The organism is Enterobacter sp. Lyrl_3 (assembly GCF_051948675.1).
In the GTDB taxonomy this organism is placed as follows: domain Bacteria; phylum Pseudomonadota; class Gammaproteobacteria; order Enterobacterales; family Enterobacteriaceae; genus Enterobacter; species Enterobacter cloacae.
Genome location: NZ_JAYJLI010000021.1, coordinates 1 through 26,358, shown reverse-complemented (window position 1 = coordinate 26,358; position 26,358 = coordinate 1). Strand labels below are relative to the sequence as shown.

General features: G+C 56.2%; 20 protein-coding genes and 2 pseudogenes. 1 reads left to right on the top strand and 21 read right to left on the bottom strand.

The genetic code is table 11. The features are described 5' to 3' along the window. Positions 1 to 29: 29 nt before the first annotated feature. From tssA to VF709_RS22370, 19 genes and pseudogenes are all read right to left on the bottom strand, one after another. The gene (gene tssA / locus VF709_RS22460; protein WP_440232317.1) at positions 30 to 1,637 is read right to left on the bottom strand and encodes a type VI secretion system protein TssA; all 1,608 of its coding nucleotides are present in this window, start codon (positions 1,635 to 1,637) and stop codon (positions 30 to 32) included. Continuing rightward, positions 1,634 to 5,041, bottom strand: coding sequence for an ImcF-related family protein (locus tag VF709_RS22455; RefSeq protein WP_440232316.1), 3,408 nt, complete (start codon positions 5,039 to 5,041; stop codon positions 1,634 to 1,636). Before VF709_RS22455 ends, tssA begins: the two co-directional genes overlap by 4 nt. Further along, a complete protein-coding gene (locus tag VF709_RS22450) occupies positions 5,034 to 6,242 on the bottom strand; it encodes a hypothetical protein (RefSeq protein ID WP_440232315.1) in 1,209 nt (402 codons plus the stop codon). Before VF709_RS22450 ends, VF709_RS22455 begins: the two co-directional genes overlap by 8 nt. A 2-nt stretch (positions 6,243 to 6,244) precedes the next feature. Then, positions 6,245 to 6,508, bottom strand: coding sequence for a PAAR domain-containing protein (locus tag VF709_RS22445; RefSeq protein WP_440232347.1), 264 nt, complete (start codon positions 6,506 to 6,508; stop codon positions 6,245 to 6,247). A gap of 63 nt (positions 6,509 to 6,571) precedes the next feature. After that, the gene (locus tag VF709_RS22440) at positions 6,572 to 7,159 is read right to left on the bottom strand and encodes a hypothetical protein (RefSeq protein WP_440232314.1); all 588 of its coding nucleotides are present in this window, start codon (positions 7,157 to 7,159) and stop codon (positions 6,572 to 6,574) included. Beyond that, a complete protein-coding gene (locus VF709_RS22435) occupies positions 7,156 to 7,737 on the bottom strand; it encodes a hypothetical protein (protein ID WP_440232313.1) in 582 nt (193 codons plus the stop codon). Before VF709_RS22435 ends, VF709_RS22440 begins: the two co-directional genes overlap by 4 nt. 124 nt (positions 7,738 to 7,861) lie before the next feature. Further along, a complete protein-coding gene (locus VF709_RS22430; protein ID WP_440232312.1) occupies positions 7,862 to 8,236 on the bottom strand; it encodes a hypothetical protein in 375 nt (124 codons plus the stop codon). After that, complete coding sequence (locus VF709_RS22425) at positions 8,233 to 10,440, bottom strand: glycoside hydrolase family 73 protein (RefSeq protein ID WP_440232311.1); 2,208 nt, start codon at positions 10,438 to 10,440, stop codon at positions 8,233 to 8,235. The genes VF709_RS22430 and VF709_RS22425 overlap by 4 nt, the downstream gene beginning before the upstream one ends. 15 nt (positions 10,441 to 10,455) lie before the next feature. Continuing rightward, positions 10,456 to 12,813, bottom strand: coding sequence for a type VI secretion system Vgr family protein (locus VF709_RS22420; RefSeq protein WP_440232310.1), 2,358 nt, complete (start codon positions 12,811 to 12,813; stop codon positions 10,456 to 10,458). Further along, positions 12,806 to 15,493, bottom strand: a complete 2,688-nt coding sequence (gene tssH, locus VF709_RS22415) for a type VI secretion system ATPase TssH (protein WP_440232309.1) — start codon at positions 15,491 to 15,493, stop codon at positions 12,806 to 12,808. The genes VF709_RS22420 and tssH overlap by 8 nt, the downstream gene beginning before the upstream one ends. A gap of 181 nt (positions 15,494 to 15,674) precedes the next feature. Next, entirely contained in the window at positions 15,675 to 16,166 is a 492-nt protein-coding gene (locus VF709_RS22410) for an Hcp family type VI secretion system effector (RefSeq protein ID WP_373226632.1), read from the bottom strand. 12 nt (positions 16,167 to 16,178) lie between these two features. Then, entirely contained in the window at positions 16,179 to 17,915 is a 1,737-nt protein-coding gene (locus tag VF709_RS22405) for an OmpA family protein (RefSeq protein ID WP_440232308.1), read from the bottom strand. Beyond that, positions 17,852 to 18,553 (bottom strand): type VI secretion system protein TssL, short form, encoded by a 702-nt coding sequence (tssL, locus tag VF709_RS22400; protein ID WP_440232307.1) that lies wholly within the window; start codon positions 18,551 to 18,553, stop codon positions 17,852 to 17,854. The genes VF709_RS22405 and tssL overlap by 64 nt, the downstream gene beginning before the upstream one ends. Beyond that, positions 18,550 to 19,899, bottom strand: a complete 1,350-nt coding sequence (gene tssK / locus VF709_RS22395; RefSeq protein WP_373226635.1) for a type VI secretion system baseplate subunit TssK — start codon at positions 19,897 to 19,899, stop codon at positions 18,550 to 18,552. The genes tssL and tssK overlap by 4 nt, the downstream gene beginning before the upstream one ends. 12 nt (positions 19,900 to 19,911) lie before the next feature. Beyond that, a complete protein-coding gene (gene tssC, locus VF709_RS22390; protein WP_440232306.1) occupies positions 19,912 to 21,453 on the bottom strand; it encodes a type VI secretion system contractile sheath large subunit in 1,542 nt (513 codons plus the stop codon). Between the two features lie 27 nt (positions 21,454 to 21,480). After that, a complete protein-coding gene (tssB, locus tag VF709_RS22385) occupies positions 21,481 to 21,975 on the bottom strand; it encodes a type VI secretion system contractile sheath small subunit (protein WP_440232305.1) in 495 nt (164 codons plus the stop codon). 430 nt (positions 21,976 to 22,405) lie between these two features. Next, positions 22,406 to 23,038: pseudogene (locus VF709_RS22380) on the bottom strand (helix-turn-helix domain-containing protein). A 17-nt stretch (positions 23,039 to 23,055) separates the two neighbouring features. Continuing rightward, complete coding sequence (locus tag VF709_RS22375; RefSeq protein WP_440232304.1) at positions 23,056 to 23,703, bottom strand: DUF2913 family protein; 648 nt, start codon at positions 23,701 to 23,703, stop codon at positions 23,056 to 23,058. A 97-nt stretch (positions 23,704 to 23,800) separates the two neighbouring features. Then, a complete protein-coding gene (locus tag VF709_RS22370) occupies positions 23,801 to 23,935 on the bottom strand; it encodes a hypothetical protein (protein WP_440232303.1) in 135 nt (44 codons plus the stop codon). Between the two features lie 272 nt (positions 23,936 to 24,207). Between VF709_RS22370 and VF709_RS22365 the strand changes: the two genes are divergently transcribed. After that, positions 24,208 to 25,530: an MFS transporter gene (locus tag VF709_RS22365; protein ID WP_440232302.1), complete on the top strand. Its 1,323-nt coding sequence runs from the start codon at positions 24,208 to 24,210 to the stop codon at positions 25,528 to 25,530. A 114-nt stretch (positions 25,531 to 25,644) separates the two neighbouring features. On the opposite strand, the pseudogene VF709_RS22360 reads toward VF709_RS22365, so the two are convergent. Both VF709_RS22360 and VF709_RS22355 read right to left on the bottom strand, forming a co-directional pair. Continuing rightward, positions 25,645 to 25,851 (bottom strand): annotated as a pseudogene (locus tag VF709_RS22360) (tyrosine-type recombinase/integrase); the annotation flags it as partial. Between the two features lie 222 nt (positions 25,852 to 26,073). Further along, entirely contained in the window at positions 26,074 to 26,172 is a 99-nt protein-coding gene (locus VF709_RS22355) for a YoaK family small membrane protein (RefSeq protein WP_332629623.1), read from the bottom strand. Positions 26,173 to 26,358 lie beyond the last annotated feature (186 nt).

The following is a 26,358-nucleotide window of genomic DNA, read 5'->3' as shown; positions in this document are numbered from 1 at the left end:
TGTCTTCCTGATAGCCTGTCAAAAAAGGGTCAACTGCAGAGCACCATGGCCCGGGCAGGATCGAGGTTAACCAGCGAGGCCAGCAGGCTGTCCATCTCCGGAGCCAGCCGTGCACGCTCACTGTCGTGACGCCCCGCCCGCAGGCGAAGCAGCTTCAGACGCCGGGCAAGCACTTCAAACAGCAACCCCGGCTCCCAGTCCGCCAGCGTCAGCTGCGGTGCCTGCGCAGCCAGCTCGCCCAGCAGATGCATTGCCATGTCATTTCGGCCGTACTGCTCCGCCACGCGGGCCATCAGCAGGCGCACCAGCCACCGGCCCCGTGGAGTCTCAAACCCCGGACGGGTCTGCAGCCACGCCAGAGCGGCCTCCGGGCCGTCGCTGTCCCCCTTCGCGATCGCCTCCGCTTCCAGGGTCTGTATGTCCTCATCCACCGCAACCGTCGTCGCGGCAGGCTCATGGCCCGGATGCCCGGAGGAGGCATTCACGTGTTCCGCTATCCAGTGCAGAGTGACCTCATCAGCAAACGGACTGCCGTCATTCCAGGCCAGCGTCTCAATACCGGGCAGTCGTGTCAGAAACAGCCGTAAATCCGCCAGCACCGCCTCTGCAATGACCTCAGGTTGTTCCCCGGCCTTGCTCAGCCCCTGCCAGAGATACCACTGCAGATCGAGCCAGAAATGATTGACGCCTTCCGCAAAAAACTGATCGGCAAGGGTCACCAGCGCCGACCAGCTTTGCTGACGGTAAAGGCGGATCAACTGTGCCCGGTAATCGGCACGGGGGGGATTCAGCCGGGTTGTACCGTCCGCCGCCAGCGGAGGCAACTGCTCAACGGTGTCCCAACGGATGGTTTTCATCAGACGGTGTGCGGCCAGCCAGCCTGACGGCTGTTCGCCCAGCCAGCGTGACAGATGACGGGCCTGATCGAGGACTTCCCTCGCGGACAGTTTTCCCGGTACCGCGCCCCCGGAAAAGGGTTGAGGAGCAGGAGACACCACCTGATGACTGACATTCTGGGGCAGCATCGCACCCGCGCCGCCCGCACGTTCAAGCTGTACACGCAGGGCCTGGCATAACCCCGTAAAGACAGGTCGTTCCGCTTCCGGCCATTGACTCACCGACTGGTGTAACTGCACCAGGGCCGTCGCCACCGTGGCCGTGTCTTCCGCCACCACGCCCGGGAAACGCCCGAGACCGTCGATAATGCGCTCACTGTTGAGCCATTCCAGCGATGCCCGTCGGGCATTCGCCCGCTGAGGATGCAGCTGAACGCCGAAACGTGACACCAGTCCGGCAAGCAGCAACAGTCCTTCACTCAACCCCCGGAGCCCTTCATCCTGCAGGCGGGCCAGGGTATACCAGGTCGCCACGCGGATATCTTTGGCCGTATGGCAAAGGAACGATGCCGCCCGCAGACAAAGCTGCGGCAGATCCCCGCCCGAGGTTTTGTTTATCTCCTCGCGCATCCACAAAAAATCGTCCTCGTAGGCCGGATCTTCGCCCGCTGGCGCAACGTCGCCAAAAGCCTGCAGCCACTCTTCCAGCCCCGAGAGCGTCTCCTGTGCAACCAGCAGTAATCGCTGCTGTGTCTCTGCATCAGGTGCGCTCAGGCGAAGCAGGTGTTCAGGGGTATTCACTCGTCGTCCTCCCCGGATAAAAGGGACGCATCATGCTTATCGGATACCGCATCATGTCCTCCCGCAAAAATCGTTTCCGGCAGCCGAAAGTTCCTCAGTTCCAGTAATGCCAGGGGCCCACCGCCCAGTTCACTGCGCAGAACCATACTGAGCGGGTGACCGTCAGTCGTCAGCCAGAGAAGTTGAGTACGGCTGCTGTCCAGCGGCGTGGTTCTGGCCTTCTCCAGCAGGCGGATAAGACTCCATACGCCCTGCTGGCTGTCATACAGCTGAAGCCCCCCGTTATGGTTACTCTGCCAGCTCAGCGTCTCGCCCGGACTGTAGGTGTCACCCGGCCAGGCGAAGCTCTGCCAGCTCTCCATCTGGTTAAAGTAATCCAGTTGCTGTCCGTCCACCGTCAGCTGCATCCGGGCCACGTCTTTCGACGGCCGGGGCAGGAGTTCAAAATGAACCCCGGCGTCACCGCCCGCAAAGACGATGTCGGACAGCGCGGTCAGCTGGTTCACCGCCGAAAGAAACGCCGGGTTGATACGCATCCCCTGGCTTGCCGCAGGATCCACCACCCAGCGGTTGCCTTCCAGACGCAGCATGCCCCCCAGATTCGCGTGCAGGAAGGTGGAAATCCGCCCCGTGTCCGCCCGTAAAAACTGTGCCAGCATCGGTAAAGAGGCATCACTGCCGGTGGCACTGAACGGATAGCGTCCGGTAAAGGCGGTATTCCAGGGCCTCACGATGGCGCTCTGCCAGCGGGCGTTCAGCCCGCCCGCCGCCGGAGCCAGTACCTGACGCCAGGCCAGATCCAGCGGCTGCACAAACAGGGCCTGCCCGAATCCGCCCCACGCCTGCCCGAGGCTCGCGGCCACCAGGCTTCCATAATCCCGGGTATCGGTCAGATCGCCGGATTTTCCCTGAAACACCGCCCGGGCCAGCCCCTGCGCCATCTCCTGCGGATCGGGTGCGCTGGTCACCTGCTGCAGTTTCAGCCGCAACTGCGTGACGCGGGTAAGCCATGTCCCAAAGCTGAGCGTGTCACCGCTGTCGACGCCCTCATGCCCCCCCATCAGTCCCAGCAGGGGACCAAACACGCCATCAAGAGGACCTTCCGGCCCCCGGGCCTGCGCGGCGAACTGCTCGCCGTCCGTCACTTTCCCCATCAGCTTTTTCGCTGAGTCCACCAGCGAGTCTGCCAGCGCACCGCCTTTCTGGCCGGTTTTTCCCTGGTAGCTGAGGGTGTTCATCAGCGCCACCAGGGGAGACTGCCGGGCATCGGACAGCAGGTTAAGCTGCCCCATCGCGCCGGACAGTGACGAGGCAGGATGCCAGCGAATGCTGTTGAGCATGCCGAGCCAGGCGTTACCAAAATCGGTAAAATAGCGTTCCGTCAGCCTGGCCTTTAACGCCTCCGGCGACACCTCACCGCCAGATTTGTGCGCCTTGTCGGTCAGCACCCAGTCAATCTCATCCCGGCGGGATTTCACGACATTATCAATGGCGCTCTGCACCTGTGACTCCCAGGCCTGACGGGTGAACATCCCCGGCACCACCTCGTCTGTGGAGAACAGGGAAGACGCATCCGTATCGCCGGTCATATCGGCCAGCGTCAGGTCCGGCCAGTTGCTGGCAATCTGTTTCAGCATCTGCTGGTACAACCCGGAGTCCGCATTGTGTTGACCGATTTGCTTAAGCAGGATCTGGCGCACCGTCCCCACCAGTTCGCGATTGGGGGTCACCGCCCATTCAGGATGGGCCGCCAGATTCTGTCCCCAGAACGCCGCCAGCGAGGGTGCCAGCGTCTGCCAGGTGCCCGCAGGCACGCCATCACGCTGCGGCCAGGCCGTCAGGATATATTTTGCCATCCAGGCAGCATCCGCTTTGTCCGGCCGCGACATCATCAGATAGTCTTTCAGCAGCCCGTAAGCCTGCTGCGCCTCCTTCGTCCGCGCATCGCTCGCAGGCGGCAAACGAACAAAGGCACGAAGACGGGCGATGAGCTGTTGTGCGGTGGCATCACGCATCAGCAGGGTATTATTGCGGGCATAAAGCGGCCACAGAGCCGCAAGCGTATCGTGGTCCTGATTGAGGCCAAAACGGGTGTACCACGGCGCTCCCCGGGCTTCCCGGTACTGAAGACGGGCAATAGCCTGCTGCAGCGCCATCTGGTGATGCAGTCGAACGGCCAGCGAACTGTGGGTATCCGCCGCCTGGCTGGCGGTCTTCTGCACCAGATAAATTTGTGTACGGTTCACGGCAAGCGACAGACCGGTGCCCGCGCCCCACAGCACGATGAGCGCCAGCAGAAATGCTTTCCCCCGGGTTCTCCAGTCCGCCGTGATTTTTCGGGCACGAACCACCACGCTGTCCTGTGCAATGGTCTGCCATCCCGGCGAGGACATCGCACTGTGAGGAAGCGATGCGGTACGGGTCTGTGCCGGACTGAAGACGAGGCCACGCAGACGATAAGGTGCCGTTGCACCCAACACCCCGGTCACCAGCGTCTTAATATCGCTGCGTAAGGCATCCCGCAACCGGGACGACAGGCTCAACAACCCGTCGTGGCGCAGGTCATTCAGCACCGCCGTCATCCCCACCTGACGCAGACGGGGAACCAGCGCATCCACCTGTGACAGTAAGGCTTCCGGTGTGCATCCCGGTCCCGACAGAGCCGCAACCGCCTGGCTGGATCCTCCCTCAGGAAACCCCTGATGCGCCAGCGGCAGCCACAGCCAGACCGGAGCCTGCCAGCCCAGGAGCTGGTCGGCTTTCTGGCGGTAACGGATGCAGGCATCACGCGCCTGTTCATCGGGGAAAGCGTCCGTATGCACTATCTGGACAATCCCGGTCACCGGCTGGCGGGGACGAAGTTGTCTGAGCACGGATAAGACGTTTTCATCCGGCGGCAACTGCGCATCGCCACCGTAAACCAGCAGACACCCCTCCGCTTCCTGCCAGTGCTCACTGCTCAGCCTGGGGGCAGCGCTCTCCGTATCTTCCGGACTCCCCGTCACCAGGAAAATACGGACCTTCTTTTGCCAGCGAGGGCCGTAGCGGAGCTGAAGGTGATCGCGGATAGTTTCAACACAGAGACTTTTTTCACGACTTCCGACCTCGGGGAGGTCGGTTAATATAACCCCGACACCCTGCTTCCGGTTTGCGCCCCACTGATAATACAGACCGGATTTACCTGAAGCATTGAACATCTGTTCAGTCAGCCAGCCCACTAAAAACCAGATAGCAGCCATCAGCGAACAACAGGTGAAGATCCGCTGACCGTCCCAGGGACCAAGCCCCGTAGTGGACACCATTGTTTCCGGAAAGGCATAAAACAAAAAAGCCACGATCACCGTCAGAAAAAACAGAACAGCAACAGTCGTGCCAATCAGTGTTTTCACTTTTACTTTAGACATTCCCTTGCCGTTCCTCGTGCATTTTTTCTTTAGTGATAACCATGACCCAAATCTCATCAATATCAGCTGCTGGCTGGGCGGCAATAAGCTGGGGTCCCCTTGTCTCACAAACTGCTTCCGCCAGCCCTGCGGCAACCCACAGAGCCGCCTGACCGCAATACCCCAGGACAGGATCGAAGCAAACGTTGTTTTCTGACAGACTGTATGTCAGTCCATTTTCTTCACAGGCCGTATTCCAGCTCGCTCCCGTCTCCAGTAGTGGGCCACTACTCCACCCGCCCTGTAACGCGCAGGCATCAATTCCGGCCCACAGCAGGGCTCTGTTCAGGGTTTTCACGAGGGTAGTATTACGACCTTTTTCAGGTCTGTGGAGACGAGGGGCGTCAGGAAATGCCACCGATTTGCGGTTGCAGAGCACCATCATGGTCACAGCATCAGCCTCTCCCGCCCGGGGAATGGACGGAAGAGAAAATGTGACAGCAACAAGGATCCCCGGCACCTCATGACATTGATCCAGCCAGAAATCAAACGCAGCCGCCCCTCTTTCAGAGAGAAGATGAAAAGTGCTACCGGTCACCTGCAAAAATTTACTGATGAGAAGAGGCTTAACCTCAGACTCCAGGTCAGTGTCACAATCCAGCGCCAGCCAGCAGGCGATTCCCCGGGGAAGATGTTTTACCACTCCAGCCAGACTCGATGACAGTTTGTTCACTGCGTCATCCAGCGCTTTCGGCAAATCCTGTCGAAAATCAATCATAGCGGCATAATTGACCGGTGCGGAACTGCCCCGTGATGGTGACAGTTCCGCGACGGGGGCAGCTTTGCTGATGGCAGACAGTAACTGCCCTGGTTTATTTCCGGCAGCAAGCTGGATACGTGTGGCGAGGATCCAGGCGCAACGTTGCCCACGACGAACCTCCTGGTCAATAAGCGCTTCACGTGCCACATTTCGGGACTCAGCGGCAACCTGCTGAATTTTGTAACCAAAACGCCGGACTGAAAAAATCAGGCCCCAGCAACAAAAAGGTAATCCCAGCGCGGTGAACCAGAAAACAAATCCTGTACGTTCTGACGTCCATCGCCAGAGCGTCAGTATAATTCCACTCAGCATGACAAATGCGAGAAACAGCAGCCAACGCCGGGTGTCTGGACGCCGGACCTTCGCCGCTTTCTCCGGAATAGCATCCAGCCAGACAGGCATCTTCAGCCCACCTTAGCCGGGGTGAAGGAGCTAATCAGTGTACAACCACAGCCACATTTATGGCCGTGAAACGCCACGGGAACACCATGATCAAGATAATCAGGGTTACCCTCAATAATCGTGGTAGGACCATGACCGTTAACCGGGCAGGAAACTTTGTCACCTTTACGGGCTACACCAACCCCACCAAATTTCATTGTTTCTGAACCAGTGAGAACCGCACCACCGTGGGTGGTTTTATCACCCTTACGAATAATAGGTAACATGAGTAAATTCCTTATTAAAAAATCAAAAAAAATGCGAATAGATTTCATTGTCTCACCCTGTGCTTACCAGGTGTTTTTAAAATCGATTTGACTCAACAAGGTTGATTCAACCCAGCCCGTGATTGTACGCCCTGATTTTGTTTGATACGATACTTTGCTATACTCTCCTTCTATTCCTAAAAGATGAACATAATCTCCATTAATGATAAATGTTTTAGTTTGTCTCATATCTGAGTCTTTTTTATCAAAGAAATACACCCGTTCCTTACTTCTAACCCGATAAACAACATCACCTAAAAGACAGTATTTTTGAGCTTTCTCATATTCTCTATTATAAGTTAGTTTGATTGGTTTTTCTGGATCGATAGTCGTGTTAAGTAACTCGCCATTACTCTTATCAAACACTATCCACCCTATTGTTCCTGTACCATCAGTATCAACCTCTAGTTTCGCTCTAATGATTTCACTATCATCCTCATCAATTATTAAATTTACTTTTCGCGGCTTAACACCCCAGTCATTGAATGGATAATTACTACTTCTCACTAACTCAGTAAAGTATGAATAACACTGTTCTGGAGTTGCTGAATATGACACAGACAAAGGAAGCAAGGAAAGCAATGGAATTATTATTTTGATATGAATTTTCATTTATCCTCTTTATTGATTTCATCGATAAATGGGTGCCTCATTTTAGAAATTGCAGTTCTATAATGTTCTTGTACTGAAGGATCTCGTGAGTGCCAGCGCGCCCAATTACCACCATTTCTGTTTATATAATCAACTTTATACTCCATTGCAGCTAAAACTGATGGGAAAATTATATAACCTTTTTTCCTGCTTGTTACTTGCCGATTCCCACCATGACCACTTAACCCTTTATTTTCAAAAGCCCACCAAATTCCAATAGGTGTATATTCTGGATGTAATGAAAACAGTGACTCATTCCAACCATATCCTGGTGGTTGAGGATTTCTACCTGATACCTCCATGCCACCCGCACCACATCGTTTATACTGCGTCGATTGGAAGTGACCATTATCATTAAAAGATATTTCACATTGGGTTCCATTTTTTATTGAGTGAACTGTGGGCAAGTCGAAACTGTTGGCCATGCCATACATAGGCAAAAATGAAACTATCAAAGACACAGTTTTTCTCATGTTAACCTCTATATCCAGGGGAAAAGCATGAATTACATTTTTGTTAAACCATGCTTTTTCTTGCACCCTAAAGTCAGGTGATGTACAGGCTGCTAGGACTTCCTCTATGTAATATGCTTTAATACTATCAGTATTGTAACTCGTTAAAACCTAATCCATTAAAAGTTGTTTTCTTTATGAATGAGCGATTTCAATCGCTATGCTGTTTTAGCTTTTTTTCTGATGGTCCAATGCCGGTACCTGTTGGTGCCAACCGATTAGACTTCATCCACCCCTCTACGTCTTTGCCATCTTTTGTGAAATACATTATATATGTAAAGTTATTATAATCCGCATATCCGTTCACAAGATCACCAGGAATTATAAATAAGTTTTTGATTGCACATTTTTCATTCGGGGCAAAATAGAAATAAGCCCGCCCTTTCCCTGATACTTTATAACCAGAATCACTACTTGGGATTATAGCTCTTTCTATATCTGCCTTGGCAGATACGCTTGAACAAAAATCCTCGGCATTGGAAATTAATGGTACAAATGAGAGTAACAATACAATTAAAGCTTTCATTTTATAAGCCCCTGACTTTTCATAACACTAATCAATGAATTTGCATAATTTGGATCTGTAGCATATCCAGCCTTTTGTAAACCTTTAGCCCACTTAATGGGATCTGAACTATTAAACAAAAAATGATATCGAGGATTCTTTTTAAAGAAATCGGCTCTCCCTTTGATGCTGTCAGAATAAGAATCGTAAGCTTGAAATTTATCTATTATTCTAACTCGCTTCCCATTTTCCACTTCATGAGTATAGTCTTCAACATAATCTTGGTTACCATGAGCTTTAATTCCAAAGATGTTGTAGCTATATTTTTTAGACTTAATGTCAGTAGGGACCGATTTACCATAGCCTGTTTCTAAGATAGCCTGTGCTGTTGTTATTGCTGCGGGCACGCGCGACGTTTCTTCATTTTCTTTAGCCTCTGCAAATACATATTTAACAAAATCCTTCCCTGTGATTTTCCCGATGTGTTTGGCTCGCGGCATTAAGAAACCTAAAAACATTACTGGATGCATATGCCATAGTGATGGCCCAAGTTTTAATTTACTGGCATCCTGCATCCAGGCCATCTTGTCGATAAAAGCCTCACTATAAGCCTTCCACTCCGGTGCTTCTTTCTTTAACGGTTCCAGAAATGACTGCCATATTGCATCGCCTTTTTTGTGATACCAGTCGCTCGGATGCTTAACTATCGCTTTTTGCACAACATCCTGGTAGTCCGGTCGGTGAACCGCCCGCAGGTATTCACCAGAAGAGTAATACGGTTCCCCGCTGTCAATCTTATTCAGCAGGTACTGGTAACCGTGTTTTGCCATTGCATGGCTGGGACGCGGATCGTTTTTAGCCACTTCCAGAATCCATTCAATAATACGCCGCACCAGCCCCACTGGCTGGGTTTTACCATCAAGGTAATCAAAACTCGGAGGGTCTACAATTTCCGTTCTGAAACCCAGTTTCCACAGGTCATACTGAGATAATAATTCCAGTTGAGCCAGACCTTTAGGGACATAGCCATTTTCAGGGGGCAGTTGCCAGTATTCCTCTTTTGTCGTGTCATCCGTCTCTGTTCTCAGGTCGCTCAGTTTCAGCAATCCGGACCGGCTGGTCACCCGACCATCTTCCGCAAACGTTCCGGCCCGGATATTTTTGCTGTACAGCTCCAGATCCGGCGAATACTTCAGCCACAGCGGATGTTCAGCACCGACCTTTTCCGGATTGTTGAGAAACTGCGGCAGGTTCTCATCCATACTGAAGCACTCAATATGCACCTGATAACGCGAAACATAACTACCATCTTTCGGCGACTGATAATATCCCAGATGCCCAACCGGATCACCCGCGTGGATAGCGAAAGGCTCCGGACATACGACCTGGTCAAATATCATGCTATCTTTCGCCGGTGGCATCAAGGAACGCCACCATGCAGGCAGCACCACAGAACCGGCCCCCGGAGCGATATTGTGGTTATCAACCAGCATCCAGTACTGCTGTCCGGCTTTAAGTGATGTTTTTACATTGTTTTTTTGTGCTTCTTCATTCAGCCCCTGGTAAGTCACCAGACCGTATTTGCGCTGGTTGAAGCCCATCACGTGCAGACTGTCGTCAGACTCATCCCATTCGACAATGGCACCTTTCGGGATCGTTCCAGCCCGGTAACTACTGTTTACTGAATCCGGGTTATGGCTTGCCGCAACCATGAGCCAGTCAGGGTGATAAACCGACAGTGCATTCTGAACTGTCCAGAGGGGTTTATCCTGCTGTTTGTCATAAGCTGAATAAGGAGCCAGATGCATATAGAGAGTATAAAAATGCAGGCCACTTTTTTCTGTCTCTCCCAGCTGAATATAGTGACGTACCAGCAAAAATGAGCCGGAAAACAATAGCGGCCCGGATTCCCATGGAATATCGAGATAATCCTGGCAGATCCGGTAGGCAACGACTTCTCCATCAGCCATACAACGCACAGCCTGCTCCCCTTTGTACGCCACAGGGAAGTCTGTGTGCTCTGATACCGCTTTGCCACTAAGTGCACACCAGGGGGTCGTGACCTGCGTGATATGGATCCCTGGATGCCACATCCCACTACGCCCGACAAGAAAAAGTCCCGTAGGCTCTCCGTTCAGATGAGCAAGCACATCCTCCTGATGACTAAACGCATTTCCCCTGCGATCGGCAGGAACCGGCCATACAATTTTGGGTATAACAGACACGATGTTTTATCTCCGTCAGTCGTGAAATGACTTGCTGTCGATATGCTTCACTTCCGTCAGCGTGGATACGCCGAACTCTGAGGTATCTGCAGAAAGACTCGCTCCCGGGCCAGGAACCAGATACTCCGCCACCTTCATGATCATCTTCCCTTCTGAGCCATGCTCAATGCCATTCTCACTCAGCTTCAGGTAAGAGCCGCCGCCGTTCAGCGTCAGCGTTTTCGGCGTGCTGATGATGATTTCATCGTCGGTACTGGTGATGGTGACCTGCTTCTCCGCGCTGAGCGCCATCGTATTGTGCTGGGCCTGGATGGCGATATCCCCCTGACCGGCAATCAGTTTCACACCCTCTTTATGCGCGAAGAGCCCCAGCGACGTCTCTGCCGCCACCGAGACGTTTTTCATTGCCCCGAGGTCAAGGTGCTGACCGGCGTTGACCATCACATTCTGGCTGGCCGTCAGTTGTACATGCTCACCCGAAGTGAAGGCCACGCCACGGGGGGCGCTTGCCAGCAGTACCGCTGACTGCAGCTGTTTGAGCCGTTCATCGAGCAGCGCTCTCTGGGCCCGGATATCACAGGTCAGCGCCTGAGCCGCCTGTGCCGCGTCATGCAGCGCCTGCATTTCGTTATTTGCCTGCGTTATCTGACCGACCGCCGCGCTCATCTCCAGCACCTGACCCTGCGCTTTTGGCTGCTCGTCAGCACTCAGAAACAGTCCCCGTGCCGCACGAAGGGCACCGTATTCGTCGGTGCGCAGCTCGAAGCCGGTTCCCCGGACCTGGCGCTCAGCGTTGACCAGATGCCCCATATTCAGCTGGCTCTTGCCATATTCCGTCGCCAGTTTGATGTGCTCCTGCGCCTGCTGGTCCTCCAGACGCAACTTGTTGTTGGACGGGGTACGCAGCACGTTACGGGTATGGTTGTCCTGCGTCACCGGGTCCGGGTGCTCTGAATCATGCAGGGCGCTGGCGATATAAGGCCGGTCCGGGTCGCCTGCATCAAAGGCGACCGCCACTTCCGTGCCGTCCAGCAGCGGGGCGTGCCAGCCGTATTCATATCCGGCGTACGGCTTCGCGAGCCGCAGCCAGAGGTACGCTTCTCCGGCACCGCTGTCGCTGCGGTCCACGTTGAGCCGGACGCGATAGCGCCCCTGCAGGTCCAGCCAGGCATAGCTGTCGCCCGTGGTTTCACTTTCCACACGCGCCACCAGCGTTCCGGCAACCACCGGGCGGGCGACCAGAGGAGGACGAAAACAGACCGTTTCACTGTAGGGAATGGCATCAAAGTCCAGAATAAAGCTGCTGCGTCGGGAGCCACGACTGCGAATACGGGTGATGACCATCCCCTCTTTCAGGCTCTCCGGCAGGGAAACGTCGCTCTCCAGCACCTGGCCGGGTAACAGCTGCGGGCTGGTCGAACGCCCGGTGACCTGGTGCTGTGCGTTCAGAATCCGTTCATGGCGCAGCCGGGCATAAAACGCCCCGGCCTCCGGGGTTGCCGTATCGCCAGCCGACAGAAAAGGCTCCGCATAGTGGTAGACCTCGCCTGTCGTGATACCGTCGTCACCGCTGAGGCTTTCCGTGCTGTCCTGAGGTATCAGCGCCTGCCGGTAGTTGTAATCACGGGTGGTCACGCGGCTGCTTACCACCTGATGCGAGGTGCGGACAGCCCAGATGCTCGCCTGGCCGTTATCACTGGTCCCCGATGGAGAACGTAATGGTAGCCGGGTCCCGAACAGATACTGCGCCTGGGTATCCATGAATACCACAACATCCATCTGGCGTTTCTCATCCATCTCCGTACGCCAGAAAATCCCGACCTCAGCCAGAATGCGCTGCACAAACGCCAGGTCCGTCTCCTGCCACTGGGTGATAAGTTCGCGCACCGGGTAGTCCAGCGTCAGGCGAAACGCAAAGTCCGGGCCTTCCAGACCGTGAGAGCGCAGTATCTGCTCCACCAGCTCCGGCACGGTAACATTCTGGTAAATGGCGCTCTGGCGGGTGAACTGCAGCAGTGCAATACGCGGCACCAGGGTCAGCTGGTACGTCGTTTCATCCGCCGAGGTGGAAAGTCGTCTGAAAGACTTCACCACGCCGTGCAGGGTACGCAAGGGGGTGGCGGCCCTGCCGTTAAAATCCGGCACCTGAAACGTAAATGACGCAAATTTCAGCAACAGCGCATCGCAGGCAATATCCGCAGCCCCGCAGGTCACCCGGATATGATAATGCCAGGGCGCACTGAGGGATTCTTCTGCCCTGAACGACAGCACGTCCAGAAAATGCGGGCATTCATGCACGTCCAGGCGATAACGGGACTGGCTGATAAGCGTCTGAGCGGCCAGGTCTGCCAGACCGGTCAGTATCTCACTCATGGTTCACCTCTTTTTCCGGGGCCACAAACGCCATCACGATACCTTCCTCATCATGCCAGCCGAGCGTCAGGTGCTGCGGCTTCTGTCCGGCAGCAAGATGATGCAACAGTTGCTGGCTCAGCACCGGCAGTATCTGCTGGCTGAGCAGGCTGTCGATATTGCGCGCCCCGGTGTCCGGCAACAGGCAGGCTGCTGCCAGCGCGTCATACAGGCTTTCGTCAAGGGTGGTGGTGATGCCGTAGTGACGGGCGAGCCGTTGGGTGACCTTCTCAAGCTTCATCGCCACGATGGTGCGCAGCGGCGCTTCGCCGAGCGGGCGATACAGCACCGTCTGAAAACGCGCCAGCAGCGCGGGCTGGAAGTGGTCGCGCAGCAGCGGTCTGACCAGCGTGTGCAGTTCGGCGTCCGTGGTCTGCGGATTTTCTGTAAGCTGCTGCATGATGTGGTCGCTGCCGAGGTTCGAGGTCATCAGGATAACGGTGTTGCGAAAATCGATTTCCCGGCCTTCGCCGTCGCGCATAAAGCCCCGGTCAAACACCTGGTAGAACAGGTTCATCACGTCCCGGTGGGCTTTTTCCACCTCGTCGAGCAGCACCACGCAGTAAGGGCGTTTGCGTACCGCTTCGGTCAGAATCCCGCCCAGGCCGTAGCCGACGTAGCCCGGCGGGGAACCCTTGAGCTGCGAGACGGTGTGCGGCTCCTGGTATTCCGAGAGGTTGATGGTAATGAGCGATTTTTCACCGCCGTACAGCACGTCCGCCAGCGCGTGGGCAGTTTCGGTCTTGCCGGTGCCGCTGGGGCCTGCCAGCAGGAACACGCCCTGCGGGCCGTTCTCCGGCGTCAGCCCGGTTTTCGACGCCCGCAGACGCTGTGCGATGGCGGCGAGGGCAGCGGCCTGCCCCACCACACGTTCAGCCAGCAGGTTCTCCAGATGCAGCAACTCAGTCTGTTCGTCTTTCAGCAGCGAGGATAGAGGAACACCGGTCCAGTCAGCGATGACTTCCGCCACCATGCGTACATCGACGTCCGGACACAGCAGCGGGCTGTTCTCCTGCAGGGTGTGCAGTTGTTGTTGCAGCTCTGCGGTCTGCTGTTGTGATTCGGGAGCGTTGCGGCTTTCCAGCAGTTGCGTGACCAGCGACTTCTCTTTCTGATGGCGAGCTTCCAGTGTCCGCTGTTCGGCGGTAAGCTGGCGGGTCTGCTGCGCAATCTCCGCTAACCGGGTATCTGATACTGACTGCCCCACCGCCTGGTCTTCCAGCAGGGCCTCCTCTTCCAGCACCAGGGCATTCTCCTGCGCTGCCAGCCGGGTGAGGGCTTCCGGGACCGTATCGAGGCTCATGCGTACGCGGGCGGCGGCGGTGTCCAGCAGGTCCACCGCCTTGTCCGGCAACTGGCGTCCGGTGAGATAGCGGCGCGAGAGGGTAACCGCTGCACGGACCGCCTCATCGCTGATATGTACGCCGTGGTGCTCCGCGTAGCGGGACTTGAGGCCCCTGAGCATCAGGCAGGCGGTGTCATCGTCCGGTTCATCGACTTTGACCATCTGGAACCTGCGCTCCAGCGCAGCGTCGCGCTCGAAGTACTGTTTGTATTCGCTCCAGGTGGTGGCAGCAATGGTGCGCAGCTCGCCCCGGGCCAGCGCCGGTTTCAGCAGGTTGGCCGCATCGGCCCCGCCCGCCTGATTGCCCGCCCCGATGATGGTGTGAGCCTCGTCGATAAACAGCAGCACCGGTAACGGGGACTGTTGTACCGCATCGATGATGTTTTTGAGGCGCTGTTCGAACTCGCCTTTGACACCGGCCCCCGCCTGCAGCAGGCCGAGGTCAAGGGTGCGCAGGATAACCGGCTTGAGCGACTCCGGGACGTTACCTTCCGCAATGCGCAGCGCCAGCCCCTCCACCAGAGCGGTCTTGCCGACGCCCGGCTCGCCCACCAGAATCGGGTTGTTCTTGCGCCGACGGGAGAGAATATCTACCATCTGGCGGATTTCATTGTCACGGCCAAATACCGGGTCGATTTTACCGTCCCTGGCTTTTGCGGTGACGTCGGTGGTGAAACGGTCCAGAACTGCCAGTAATGCCGTGGTGGGTTTGCCTTCTTTTATTACGGGCGCATCTGCACCCACAGGACGCCCGACGAATTCCACATTACCGTTTCCGGTATCGCCGCCGTCACCCGCCATCAGCGCCGATTCTTTCTCCTGTTCTTCCGGACGTTCATCGGAGTGCACATCGAGCAGCGGTCGCAGCTGCGTTATCTGTCCGGCGGTCAGGGAGAGCAGCGGCCAGAGGCCGTCGCAGTGCAGCAGCGACGGATGGCTGCGGAACGCCATCAGCAGATGAATACTGCGTATCTGCGTTTCGCCCGCCAGCGAGGCGCACAGCCACGCCTGACGCAGCAGTTCATTAAACTGCGCGGACAGCTGCGGGCGGCTTTTCACCGACCGGGGCAGACGGTCCAGGTACGTCAGCAGGTCCTGCCAGACGGTGTCCATGTCCCACTCATAGCGGCGGGCCAGCACGGTGAGGTCGCCTTCGCCCTGCTCCAGCAGTTTGAGCAGCCAGTGCTCGGGGTGGATTTCCGCATGGGCGCGGGTCTGGCACAGGGTGGCCGCATCCTCCAGCGCCCGGGCGCAGAACGGGTTAAGGCGACGCAGCAGTACGGCAGGATTTTCCATATTTATTTACTCGCAGTCGGTGACCTTCGGGCACGCTACCGCCCCTCGCTGTGTCCTGGTGTTCAGGAGCCCGTAAGCGCATCAGGTCAGATTTTTGTGTTGTAGTTTTTTGCAGAGCGTCCGTGCGGACAGGCGTTCAGCAAAAAAAAAGCAGACAGGGATAACCCCGCCTGCCGGTGTGTTACGCGGTGGCGCGTTCGTTCCAGGAATCGGAATGAATGATGTTGCCGTCCTTGTAGGTCCAGGTGATTTTTTCGTAGCGCAGTTCAAGCTGCTCCAGGTGGTTGTGCTTCTCGTAGGTCGGGTCCTTGATGTCATGCATCACCGGATTGACCTTCACCACCTTCACGTTTTCCAGCAGGGTGTTGAAGTACTCCACTTCCTGACCGGCATCGTTGATTTTGTACCATCTGAACTCGGCTGATTTCAGGGTCTGGCCGGTGGTCACCGCCTTGTACAGGTACGGGCTGGAGGCGTCGATTTCCTTGGTGAATTTAAACGGGGTGTGGATACGGGTGCCGGTCAGCTTGCCGGTGTTGTTGTCGGTCGGGATGTACAGATTATGCTCCTGAGCCACCACCTCAATGCTGCCCTCGCGGTCCTTCACGTCAACGGAGCCCTTGATGTCCGCCCCGCCATCGTCCTTCAGCCACAGATAAACCGGAATTGCCATGTTGTTGATTCCTTATTGATTACGTTGAGAAGCGCCACCACCCTGTGATGGCACCGGTTTTAAGCCCGGTATCCGGCAGGCATCGGCCTGCGGTACCAGACGGATTTCAACCCGACGGTTGGCCGCCCGGCCCGCCGTCGTGTCATTGGTCTGCAGGGGACGCGTTGCCCCGTAGCCCTGCACCGCAAAACAGCTTTCCGGCACGCCGCCGGTGTCGCGCATCCAGTCGCGCACGGCTTCAGCACGCTTCAGGGACAGCGTCTGGTTAAGTTGCTGGCTGCCGGTGTTGTCGGTATGCCCGCTGACCACAATCAGCCAGCCGGGCCTGGCCTTAATACCGACCAGCGCATTCACCAGCACCTTCGTGGAGCCGGATTTCAGGGAAGCCTCGCCCGGCGCAAACAGCGACAGGCTATCCAGGCGTATCGTTTGCGCTGGCGTGGCCGATGTCCGGGAAGGCACCTGCGCAACCTGTGGCGCAACAGGTACCACACCATCCGTCACCTGCTGCAGCGCCAGCAGCAGCGGCTCTCCGACATACAGGCCCAGCCCGTAGCGAAGCGGTGCCCCCTGACGCTGCCAGCGCTCAAGCAGCAGCCTGCGCTGCGTCACAGCAGGTAACACCTGCGACCGGCTGGCTGGGGGTTGTACACGCCACCGGGTGAGCACATCCCGGGTGCTGTTAATCAACTGAGCGTTGTTAACGGTGGAAAATGCCAGAGCAGCCAGCAGGCAGCCCGTCAGAAAAGCCAGCGTATAACGCGCGGCAACTGAATGACCGACCGGTGACGATGCGCGGGCAAGCACCGGCAACAGCGCATCCACGAAGGTCATGGCTTCGCAGGCAGGTGCTGAGGTAACGTGGTAACGTACTGCCGCCGCACGTATCAGCCAGCGCTGCCAGAGCGCGGTGTCTTCAGCCTGTTGCGCGTTCAGACGAAGCACCACAGCAAGGGGAGAGACCACAGGAAAATAGTCATCAGGACGTGTCAGCTCACTGAGCAGAATATCCCGGCAAAACGCCATCGCCTGCGACAACACCGGGATGCAGGCCAGGTGATTATCCTGCTGCTGCCATTCACTGAAGGCATACACTTCACCATCATCTGCACAGGCATTCACCTCTGCCCCCTGAACCATAAACCAGGGCGTGTCGGGGCCAGCGAAGCGACACTGCAACACCACCGGCAGCAAAACCGTGTGCGCATCCTTTATCCGCTTAATCTGCTGGCGCAGGGTTTTCAACGACAGCCGGAGGGTCACCTCATCTTCCTGTCCGTCCGGCTGGCAGCAGTACACTACCGATAACCGCCCCGCCAGGGCTGGCGAGTGTCTGAGCAGGCGACTGACCTGAGCTGACAGTGTCCCCGGTGCCCCGGCCAGTAACCAGCACCCGGTGGATGTCCGGCGAAGCGACTGCCCGGCGAACATCGCTTCCACCCCGTCGCCGCAGACCAGTACCACCGGTCCGTGCACGTCAATACCCGCGAATTCATCATCAGGTACTGCCGCCTCCGCCGTCTGTCTGTGACGAAACGCCCATCCCATGCCCGCCATCATTGTCAGTACGGTTAACAGACTGCGACTCAGCACTGAAAGCGGCACAAATCCCCACAGCAACCACATCGCCGAGCAAAAGCAAAGTGCAGCAGACAGCGCCATCCGGGAAATCAGCAATACCGGCATCAGGAGGTGAACCCCGACAAATGCGTCGTCAGCAATGACTGCAGCCAGAGATGGCCGCCCCACCAGGCAAGCCCGGTCACCAGCAGCGCCATAACCAGCCAGAATCCGAAGGAACGAAGCCACCCGAAGCGATAACGGGCACGGTGATGCACCACCAGAGAAAGATCTGAGGGTAACGGGGGCACTCGGGCCGCCAGCGCCTTCAGCACCGCGTCCCGCTGAGACACATCCTCATCTTTACGGGTGTACAGTCCCTGAAACCCAAAGGCCAGCACGCGGTGATAGCAGGTCAGCACCGCCTCTACCGGGGCGGGCTGATGCAGCACTTCCGTGATACGCTGCCAGAGCGTGCCTCCGGCCCGCAGGGTGCTGAAATACCGGCTCTGCAGCGGCACCGCTTTCCATTCTTTCGGTACGGCCTCAGGGCGTGGTGACGCGTCACCGGAAATGTCATTATCACCCTGTATGCTCGCGTGATGCCTCAGCACCGCTTCATCCAGCAGCGCACACTGTGCGAATGAAATATGCTCAATGCTGGTCCTGTCGTACCCCGCTTTTTCCAGCACCTCTCGAACCCGCTCAATCTCTCCGCAGCAGCGCTGGTACAGGATTTTGCCTTCCGGGACCGCCGCACCATGACGCAGCATCGTGACAATCAGCCAGGTCCTGGTCATCACCTCGTCAATATCCACCCCACTCATGAACGCAGCACCGCAAACAGTTCAAGTTCCACATTGCCCAGCACCGCCGGGACGTAGAACAGACAAACGCCCTGCTCCAGCATGTCGCGGGCCATCGGGTTATCCATATCGAGGGCAAAATACTGATTTTCCATACGGACAGGCAGGGCCGCAGGCACCCGGGTAACCGGAACTAACGGGATCCCGTCGAGGGCCACACTGGATATCGTATTCACATCATCGGGGCTACCGGCCTTGCACAGATCGGGGAATTGTTCTGCCAGTTGCCAGAGCGGAATATCCGAGCGGACAGACAGCCAGAAATCCGCCTCTTCGCGCAGACGAATATCATGCAGCGTTGCCTTCCACGTATGGTCATCAGGCCGTGACATCTCCAGAACCACCACCCGTGACGGCAGGCTGGTTTCCAGTAACTCCGCAATCAGATCAAATAACGGTGGAAACGTTCGCGCCGGATCGTCGTGGTGATACTCCGGGATCACATCCGGATCGTGCTCCAGCGAGAACGTCAGCATGCTCCCGGCCAGACGGGTCAGTTCAGCCCAGACCACCTCGGCCTGACGCTGTGGCTTCTGTTCATACCGGGTCAGCACGCGGGTATGAGAGTTCAGGGCATTGAGCAACCAGAACAGTGACACATCCGCTACCGCAAAATCAGCCAGACGGGCGTTACTTTCACGCCGCATGGACATCAGCCGGGCCCGTCGGGAGCGCAGTTGCCGGTTCAGTAATGACAGACGCTCACACATCGTCGCACTGGCAGAAAAAAGTGCGAGCGGCGGAATAAAATCCGGATCGCTGTGCCAGTGTCCCTGCTTATCCCGCACCAGTCGGGCTACCGGGCAGGTCTGCCATGCCGCATTGTCTTCATGCGCATACCGGATGGACAGATTTAAACGGGCGACCGCAATGGTTTCTTCTTCCTGACCAAACATATCCGGTACCGGGATCCACGCTTCACGAAAGCGCAACGGCTGACCGCTCATGGCCCCCTCTGTCTGCACGTTCACCCTCCCCGGCAGCATCAGGGGTAATCCCAGTAATACCGTTACCGAATCCCGCCCTGAAAGTGCCTGTTCGTCCAGTTCCCGGACATCCGGCCCCGGATCGATGTCCGGCACATCCACCAGCGTGCCATCCTGCAGCCAGAGACGCAGCGCAGTGAACTGAATACGCCCGAAAGAAAGCAGACGTTCATCCAGCTCAGCACGCTCAACGCCCCACGGGTACGGCGATGCCAGTGCTGACACACCCGCCCGAATAAAAGCGTCCATGGCCGACTGCTGCTGAAACTGCTGAGGGGACAGTAACACCCCCTCATTCCATAACGGACGAAAAATCTTCATGACATCAACCCGTTATGCTTTGCCTTTCGGCATCTTGCTGACGAGAGACAGATTGACGTCCATCCCCTCAACCTGGAAATGCGGGACCGCAAAGAGTTTCACGCGGAAGAAGCCCGGGTTGTCATCAATATCTTCCACCACCACTTTGCCTTCGCGCAGCGGGTGCGAAGCCTGCAGCGCATCGCCCGGATCGGTCATCTCGGTCACCAGGCCGCTCAGCCAGCGGTTCAGCTCCTGCTCCAGCACGCGACGATCTTTGGTGGTGCCGATGTTTTCGCGCTGGATCACCTTCAGGTAGTGCGCAATCCGCGACATCAGGAAGATATAGGGCAGGCGGGCGTTGATACGGCTGTTGGCCGTGGCGTCCGGGGTGTCATACAGCGCCGGTTTCTGCGTGGAGTTGGCAGAGAAGAAACAGGCAAAATCCTTGTTTTTATAGTAACTTAGCGGAATTAATCCCAGGTTTGAAAAATCAAACTCGCGGGTTTCGGAGATCATGATCTCAGACGGGATTTTGACCTGACTGCCGGTACCGAGATCGAACAGATGGATAGGCAGATCTTCCACGGCACCACCGGCCTGCGGGCCACGGATCTGCACACACCAGCCGTTGTTCGCGAAACTGCGGGCCATGTTGGCGGCAAAGGCGAAAGAGGCATTCGTCCACAGGTACTTGTCGTGGTCCGGACCTTTGACTTCTTCCACGTAGTTGAAGCTGCGTACCGGGACGGTGTCCGGGCCATACGGCAGTCGGCCCAGCACGCGCGGCATCGTCAGGCCTATGTAGCGAGAATCCTCGCTTTCCCTGAAGCTCTTCCATTTGATATACTCCGCACGATCGAAATAGTTGGTGATGTCCTTAATGGCCGCCACCTCTTCGATCGTGTTTTTCATGAAGAACTTCGGTCCTACCGAGCCAATGAACGGCATATGGGCGGCGGCGGCGACTTTAGAGATGTTACGCAGCAGGGCAATATCCTGCGACGAGGCATCAAATTCATAAGCCGAAATCAGCGCCGCAATGGGCTCTCCTCCGGGTTGGTCATATTCCGAGCAATACGCGTGCTGGTATAATCCACTCTGGATAATTTCCGGCGCATCCTCAAAATCTTCCCGCAAATTGTCCTTGGACAAATCCAGCAACTCTACGCGGATATTTTTTCTAAAATCCACTTTAGTGACCAGGTGCTCCACGCCGCGCCAGAGGCTTTCCACCTTCTGAAACTCAGGATGGTGGAGGATTTTATCCAGATCCTGGCTGAGCTGGCGATCCAGTTCGCCAATCATCTGATCCAGCAGGGCTTTATCCAGCTTATCGACTTTTTGCGTACCGGACTGACGCAGCTGCTCCAGAAAGATACCCAGAGCGGCGGTCACGCGCTGGCTGGCACCGGCTTCAGCCATATCGGCTTCATCGCGCCAGGCGCTGATGTCGCTGAGCTGGTCAACGGGGGCAAGATTGATTTTTTTGAGTAATGACGCGTAGACCCCGGCAGACTGCTCCTGCTCCAGGACGTCTGCCGTCGCGGCGGCGGTATTTTGTTCTGCTGACATAATCGTGTTCTCGTGCAAAATAGGGGATCAGATGTCCTGTGGTGCCAGGGCGGCAATTTCAGCGCGAAGTTCGTCGCTCAGAGCGGGGTTGCGCAGGATGTCCAGCAACTCACGGCGGAAGCCCGCGTCATCTAACAGATTGGCCCGTAGGTCTTTCAGCAGATTGCGCATCATTAACATCGCCTGCAGCCGGGGCACCTGGCGTGCAATGTGCTCAGGGGAGAAATCCTTCATCTGGCGGAACGTCAGATTAATCTTCTCTTCCGTTTCTTCGCCGTCCTGTGTATGCTTCACATCGAAGCTGACGGAAGGTGCGAACTCTGCCACCACCTGCTGAATGTTCAGCTTATTGATATTGATCTTATTCCTTTCTGACAGCGGAGCCGTTTCCCGGCCATTGCTGAAGTCTCCGGCAACCACCATTTTCAGGGGTAATTCCTGCTTTTTCTGTGCGCCTCCGGTATGTACATCCAACTGAAGATTAATTCGCGCTTTGGGTATTTCGGACTGATAGCTACTCATGGCACATCCTTCGCGTTATTTGAGAATGATTAGAGAAGCGCGGATGTTAGGAAAGGGGGAACAGGAAAAGCAATTTTACGGAATATTTAGCTGTCTTAAGCTATACGTGCGGAATTTTACACCAGGATGGAAATTTCCTTTTATTTTATTAAACACATCGAATAAATACCTTGCACAAATAAAGCTGCCGTTGGCTGACATCATCCTGAAAAGAATAAAAACCAGGCAATTTTCGGGTGTAATTAATCCCATTATCACTTACGGCATCACGTTATGTTTTTGCAACCAAATGTGAATTGCAGTTAATTGTGACACACATCACACGAAAGCCTTTATCACGACGGCTTTAACGTCATCGTCCTGCCCACACAACGACATCTCTGGAGTGAACCCGGGGAGATTTCTCAGCGTCTGGAATATCGCTTGGGAATCAATGATCCGTGGAAAGGGAATAAACCGGGATCCGGCGGATCGTACCGGTGAGATTATCAGACACCTCTGTTTCGGAGGTCGCGATCGTCATACCCGCTTTGCGTAACCGCTGCACATCGGCGGCGATCCGCTGAATGCCAAACCAGAACAGCCCGTCGAATGCGGTTACCTGTAGCCCGCTTTCCAGCGCCAGCCTGAGGCGTTCGCGTGGCGCTTTCACGTCTTTCGCAATCTGCTGATAAGGCGAGGCCGTTACACCAGTGGGATCCAGACGCCGGATGCGAGTGACCATACGGTACTGAAACTCGTCCGGTATCGCACTGAGATCGGAGCACAGACTCCAGACGCAGCCAAAGCGCTTCCCGTTAAAAAGCGCCTCTTTCTGACTAAGCTGTAGTTCGTCGCGCAGCCCGGCGATCAACTGGGGCGTGCGGATTAACAGCAGCCGAAAAGGCAGCTCGAAGCTGGTAACGTAATCGACGTTCAGCAGGGCAATGCGCAGACGTTCTGCTGCTCCGGCTTTCAGATGGCGACACTCTTCCAGCACATCCGCCCACTACCGGGTCAGACGGGGCGTTTCATCAGCGCATAAGAACTGGTACTTCTCGATCTGGTAGTCAATTCGCCCCACGGTCAATCTCCTCTGTGTTAACAGGTAGCCGCCTGCTCTTCGGAGACACCCGCATCTGCTGCTGGCAACAGTGACAGCAAACGCCATCCCGCGTGTTGCTCACCCGTCGTGTAACACAGCTCCCGCGCATCCCCCACAACGCGACTGTCACCAACGACGATAAAATCCACCGGCGCGGACTGCTTACCCTCTTCAGTAAAATGGCGCTGCAGTTCGGATTTTCTCACCAGTAGTGCTGACTCGCCTGCGTATTCAGTAAACAGAACCCTGGGCACCCATTCTTCATCAGATACCACCGCATTCACCCAGCCCTGCGCCCGCAGATATTCGATAGCGTGCGTTAGCCTGAAGAGGTCAGACTGCCTCGCCAGCGGCTCCGTGCAGGACTGGTGGAGATATTCCAGCCGCTTTAACAATCCGGCGGCGGGACCTTTCTGGCGTCCGAGTCGGAGCAGGCTGTCGATGTCGGATGCCACAGAACGCGGAAAACGCCGCTGCTTTTGCACATCAGCAAGCCAGCGTACTAAAAAGGTGTGGATGGTCAAAGGCGACAGCGCCTGGCCGTCCTGCTGAGCCATTCGCAAGCCCACCAGCGCACACCATGAAAAATGGGCGAGAGCGGCGAGGGATTCTTCGGGAGGTAATGCGGTGTGATTCTTTTTCATGCGAAGAATTATAACGAGGACACTGCTGACGGAAAAGTTTGTCAGTTGGGTATTTTTGCAGAAACCTCCGGGCAGCCTGGCCGCCCGACGTTTGTATTCAGTGAGTTGCTTTCCCCACAACACCACCGGCAGCGGCACCCAACAAGCAGCCCGTCACCGCTTTATCGGCAGACATACCTGCCGCGCTGAAAAGCGCAACAGTCACCATAAATACACCCGTTAACCGTTTCATATCCGCGTCTCCGTTGTTATTACCAGCCCTGATATCTGAAAACGGGAGCAACATGAGCGCATGTGCCCGGCATGCGACAGGCCAGAATATGCAGGACCAGGCACAGGTGGACAATCTGAAAAGTAACTGCACGCCCTCTTTTGTTTCATTATTGATAACAACTGGTTACCAAAATATATCCTCTCTTACATGTTCAGGTGACTCAACTCACATTCAGAAGGGGGCTGACTCCCTGACACTGCACACATGATTACTTCAGGGAACAAGAATACATGAAGAATGAACGACAGCCTCTCCCGGCAAAATCACAGGGTGCCCGGACCATATTCAGCGTGACCAGCGGCAATTTTCTCGAAATGTATGACTTTATGGTATTTGGCTACTACGCCAGTGCCATCGCCCACACCTTCTTTCCCGGCGATAACCCCTTTACATCACTGATGCTGACGCTGATGACCTTCGGGGCCGGTTTTCTGATGCGCCCGCTGGGGGCAATGGTGCTCGGGGCATATGTGGACCGCCATGGTCGCCGCAAAGGGCTGCTGCTGACGCTGGCGCTGATGGCCGTCGGTACACTGAGCATCGCCTGTATGCCGGGTTACAGCACCCTGGGGGCGGCAGCTCCGGTGTTAATTCTGTGCGGGCGTTTGCTACAGGGCTTCTCAGCGGGGGCTGAGCTGGGTGGCGTATCCGTTTATCTCTCGGAAGTGGCACCCGCAAACCGCAAAGGCTTTTACGTCAGCTGGCAGTCCGGCAGCCAGCAAATGGCGGTGATATTCGCCGCAACGCTGGGACTGCTGCTAAACCATACGCTCGACAAAACCCAGGTCACTGACTGGGGCTGGCGTATTCCGTTCGCGGTGGGCTGTATTCTGGTGCCGTTTCTGTTCCGGATACGGACGATGATGATGGAAACCGATGCGTTCAGCCAGCGCAGACAGCATCCGTCGATGAGAACCATTGTCTGCTCCGTTGGCAGGAACTGGAAGCTGGTACTGGCGGGTATGCTGATGGTGGTCACCACCACGGTGCTGTTCTATACCATTACGGCCTACACCCCGACATTTGGTAAAACCGTGCTGGGCCTGAGTGACAGGGCGAGCTTCCTGGTCACACTGTGCGTGGGCGTATCAAACCTGTTCTGGTTGCCGGTGATGGGTTCACTCTCCGACCGAACCGGACGCCAGCCCCTGCTGCTGACATTCAGTATACTGACGCTGCTGACCGCCTGGCCGGTACTGCACTGGCTGGTCACCCATCCGGGGTTTGCGCATCTGCTGGAAGCGGAGCTGTGGTTGTCATTCCTGTACGGCAGCTATAACGGCGCGATGGTGGTCTGTCTGACCGAAATCATGCCAGCGGAAGTACGGGCAACCGGCTTCTCACTGGCCTACAGCCTTGCCACCGCGCTGTCTGGTGGCTTCACGCCAGCCATCTCCAGCTATCTGATTCACATTACGGGGGATAAGGCGATGCCAGGAGCATGGATAACGTTTGCGGCGTTGTGCGGGCTTACCGGTACGCTGCTGATTAAGTCGCAGGTAAAGCAGTACCGGATGCGCAATACGCCAGGTGTCGCTATAGCAGAACAGTAGTACCGTTCTGAATACGCTCAGTGCAAACTGGCACTGAGCAATAATCGTTCGCATCACACCGGCAACGCTATCGCGCATCATCCCGTATCGCTCATTCTCCTCACTCACCGCCTCCAGGCGCTGCTTTTTCCAGGTCTGTGCAAAGCGGGCTGCATTACCTGCCGTGTAGTGCACGGTGTGGCGAATGTTACGATGCCTCAGGTCATCCTGGATTAACCGCGTATCTATCCCTTTTTCGGCGAGTTCGTAACCGCAGGCATGGCGCTGCATATGAGAGTGAACCCGTACCGCCAACCCGGCTAATGCGCCTGTTTCAGCGATGCAGATGGGGCTGTAGTCGCTTTTCATAATCATCCCGACAGTCTGCATCACAAAAATGCACGCCCTTCAGGGGGGCCCAACAATTGTGACACAGCCCGGTCAGCGGCAGCGACGCCCGGGTTCTGCTGTGAAGCAGTTGTGACAGTCTCATCTTTTCGGCCAGGCAAGCCTGATCCACCTCATCCATTACTCATTCCTTAACATTGATATCTGGTATCCAGATCACTGCCCAGGCTGCACATACCCGCCCAGGACAAACCACAACAGCAGAACCACCGCCGCCACAAAAATGGCAACGGGAAACAACCATCCGATTTTCATATCCATCTCCTCCATCTCCACACCCTGGACAGTGCCAGGCCGATAAATTCCAGAATTAACCCGCGACGACGGGCGCCCGGGCGACCGGCGTCAGCAACACGGTCAGAGCAATGATGAGTATCGGGGAAAGGTATTGCATGCGTGCAGCACAGGCAGTAGCTTTAGCATTCTGGTTGTGACAGTGGA